This is a genomic window from Novipirellula sp. (assembly GCF_041583735.1).
GTDB lineage: Bacteria > Planctomycetota > Planctomycetia > Pirellulales > Pirellulaceae > Novipirellula.
The window spans coordinates 1-3,866 of the sequence record NZ_JBFHFD010000759.1; the positions used below are offsets into that span (position 1 = coordinate 1).

2 protein-coding genes and 1 pseudogene are annotated in these 3,866 nt (G+C 54.9%); 1 reads left to right on the plus strand and 2 read right to left on the minus strand.

Annotation, left to right across the window (positions count from 1 at the left end; genetic code table 11):
• Nucleotides 1-1,812, plus strand: a 1,812-nt coding sequence (locus ABX962_RS32255; RefSeq protein ID WP_372725791.1) for an Ig-like domain-containing protein, incomplete at its 5' end; no start/stop codon positions are given.
• Between the two features lie 48 nt (nucleotides 1,813-1,860).
• Here ABX962_RS32255 and ABX962_RS32260 read toward each other — a convergent pair.
• Nucleotides 1,861-3,393, minus strand: coding sequence for a sulfatase (locus tag ABX962_RS32260; RefSeq protein ID WP_372725793.1), 1,533 nt, complete (start codon nucleotides 3,391-3,393; stop codon nucleotides 1,861-1,863).
• 217 nt (nucleotides 3,394-3,610) lie between these two features.
• A pseudogene (locus ABX962_RS32265) lies at nucleotides 3,611-3,866 on the minus strand (phytoene dehydrogenase); the annotation flags it as partial.

Sequence of the window (3,866 nt, forward strand, 5' to 3'; positions counted from 1 at the left end):
ATCGATTTCGGTGAAACGGTCAACGGATTCAATTTACGAGAGATCGATGTTACTGGCGGAGACGCGATCAACGCTGTGATTCAGGGCGACGGAGTGTACACGGTAACCATCGTGGCGATCGGCGACGGCACCGTCACGATCGATGTCGATGCCAAAGTTGCACGCGATCTTGCCGGAAACGCGAGTAAAGCTGCCAGCCAATTTGTTGTCGTCGTCAACGAATCGTCGCCGACCCCCATCATCACCGGGCCGATCGGCCCGGTAAACTCGAATCCGTTTCAAGTCACCATCGATTTTGGTGAACCAGTCAGGGAATTCTATCTCAGCGAGATCGACGTCACCGGCGGCACTGCGATCAATGCAGTGATTCATGGCAACGGACTCTACACCGCCACAATCCTCCCCAGCGGCGATGCGATGGTCGCAGTCAATGTCGCAGCGAGCGTTGCCTTGGACTCCGAAAACAATCCGAACACGGCTTCGAATTCGTACTCCGTCGCCGCCGACACGCTTCCGCCGACGCCCATCATCACAGGGCCAACCAGCCTTGTGAACTCGTCACGGTTTGACGTTACGATTGATTTCGGCGAAATGGTCAACGGATTCAATTTGCGAGAGATCGATGTCACGGGTGGTAACGCGATCAACGCCGTGATTCATGGTGATGGATCGTTCACAGCAACCATCGCGGCGTTCGGCGACGGTACCGTCACGATCGATGTCGATGATAAAGTTGCGCGTGATCTTGCCGGAAACACGAGTAAAGCTGCCAGCCAATTTGTTGTCGTCGTCAACGAATCGTCACCGACCCCCATCATCACGGGGCCGATTGGTCCGGTGAACTCGAATCCGTTTCAAGTCACCATCGATTTTGGTGAACTAGTCAGGGAATTCTATCTCAGCGAGATCGACGTCACCGGCGGCACTGCGATCAATGCAGTGATCCATGGCAACGGACTCTACACCGCCACAATCCTCCCCAACGGCGATGCGATGGTCGCAGTCAATGTCGCAGCGAGCGTTGCCTTGGACTCCGAAAACAATCCAAACACGGCTTCGAATTCGTACTCCGTCGCCACCGACACACTTCCGCCGACGCCCGTCATCACAGGGCCAACCAGCCCTGTGAACTCGTCACGGTTTGACGTTACGATCGATTTCGGCGAAATGGTCAACGGATTCAATTTGCGAGAGATAGATGTCACGGGTGGTAACGCGATCAACGCCGTGATCCATGGCGACGGATTATTCACCGCGACCATTCAACCGATAGGCGAAGGGACGATCACCATCGATGTCGATGCTAAAGTCGCGCGTGACCTTGCCGGAAACGCGAGCAGAGCTGCCAGCCAATTTTCCGTCGTCGTCAACGAATCGTCGCCCACCCCAATCATCAGCGGGCCAACTAGCCTCGCGAACACATCTCAGTTCGAAGTCACGATCGATTTTGGCAAAACGGTCAACGGATTCAATTTGAGAGAAATCGATGTCACTGGCGGCAGTGCGATCAACGCCGTGGATCTTGGCAACGGATTGTTCACAGCAACCATCAATCCGACAGACGCAGGGACGATCACAATTAATATTGCCGCCGGAGTGGCCCGTGATGTTGCTGGCAACGCAAATCTTGCTGCGATTCAGTACTCCGTCATGGTCGCCGATCCACCACAATCCGAAGGACTTGGCGAAGGAGCACGCTCTGCTTGGAAGCAAACCAAATTTGCCCGTTTCGCCGATGAAATTTTTGCTGAAGGCTCGCTACTGGACGGGATCATGAGAAAAAAGGTGTCGGACACCTTTTTGGCAAGATAGGCAATTCGAAGCCACTTGAACTCGGGTCTTGAGGGAGTCTACAAGGAATCACTCGCCGCTTTCGTTGGTGCGAAAGAATTCGGCAGGGAACGGAGCTTGTTTTGACTTGCTGGGATTCCGCCACGGGAATTGGGCTCCGCGGTCTTCCAACAACGGCATTTCGTCACCCCCGCTGGCGTGCAGCAGCTCCCACAACTGGGCGTTGAGCTGCCCGATTCGATCGGCGTGCTCAGGCGAGTCAATGAGATTGTGCAATTCCCCCGGATCCGATTGCAAGTCATACAACTCATCGCGATCCCACAAACCGTGACAACGAATGTATTTGTAACGCCCCCCGATGATCGCATGCAGCGTCGGTGTTTGGGGATAGTTGCGTTCCCAGTAATACTCGTACAGCAGCGTCTTGCGATCAAAACCGGACGCGTCATTTTGCGTCAGTGCCGTCCAGAAACTTTTGCCGTCTTGTTTGGGCAGGGCGGGTGCGGATGCGGCTTCCAACAACGTCGGAGCGACGTCGATATTACCGACCAGCGCGTCAAACGATTGCCCCCTCGGAATCCGCCCCGGCGCCATGATTAGCAGCGGTACCCGTGCGCTGGCTTCGTATGCCGTTCGTTTGTCAATCAGCCCGTGATCACCAAACTGGAACCCGTTATCGCCCATAAAGACGAACACGGTGTTGTCTCGCAAATCGTTCTGTTGCAGAAACGTCATCAACCGACCGACGCTGTCGTCGACCGCCAAGATCGATTCACAATATCGCCGGTAATAAACCTCGGGCGAAAAATCGGCCAAATTATATCCGAACTCCGCTCCATGTCGGCTGTTTCGTTGATTGCGAACCCACATTGGCAAATTGCCCGCGTCCATTTGCTCGACGGTCGGTGTTGCAATCGGAAGCGGTTGATCGGCATAACGTCCACGGTGTCGATCAGCGGGAACAAAATCTGAGTGCACTGCTTTGTGGCTGACGTACAAAAAGAATGGTTTCTCTGTGTCACGCTTCTGCAACCAGTCGATTGCATAGTCCGTCAACTCGTCGGTGATGTAGCCGTTTTGTGGCTCCCGTTTCCCATTGACGTTTAGCCCATCGTAAGTCGTCTGGGGCACTTCGCGTGTGGTGCCGTGGCCATCGGGCCAATAGGTGCCTTGGCCTTTGAAAGCGACCCAGTGATCAAAACCACGCTGAGGATCATCGATTTCACCTCCCATATGCCACTTGCCGATGAACGCAGTTTGGAAACCGTTTTTTTGCAAATGTTGAGGAAAGAAAGTGAGCGTGGGGTCAACCGGATGGTAGTTGTCGACCACACGATGATTGTGAGCATATTGCCCGGTCAGAATCGATGCGCGGCTGGGGGAACAAAGCGATGTCGTCACGTAAGCCCGCGTCAGCATCGCTCCGTCGCGAGCGATCGAGTCGATGTGCGGGGTTTCGATAAACGGATGCCCCGCAGCCCCGAGACAATCGAATCGATGGTCGTCACACAACACGAAGACGATGTTCGGGGGCGTCTCGGCGTTTAACTGCCCGAGAGTAAATACGGCCAACGCAATGGTAAAACAAGCGGGTATTCTCATGGTGATCCATACAAATAAAGGGGAGCCCCAAGAATACCACCTACGCCAACCCCACGCAGCGTTGAGACAGCGGATCGAGTTGGCCTTAGCCAACGCGGTGGAGCATCTGCTGGTAGCGACCGTCGCCCGAAGGTGGTGATTCGCAGCGGACAGCAAACATCGACGCTCTGGCGAGCGTAGCTACAGAACGCAAACACCGTAGACGGCTGACAAAAAATCAGGTTGCGTTGGCAGTGCTGACCAGCAACTGATCGACCTCGTTGCTGACAATGACTCCGTAGTTGATTGCCCCGAGCCATCCGCTCATGATGATCCCGACGCTGCCGGCATGAAACATGCCACCGACTTGCTGAGGCAGTTCGCGGCTGACGCCAAGCCCTTCAAACTTCGTTCCAAAGCTGGCCCCCAGCTCGTGACGCGTGTAGTGATTGAACGTTCGCGGCGTTGCAGCTTCGGCGCGATCGATTTTGTTG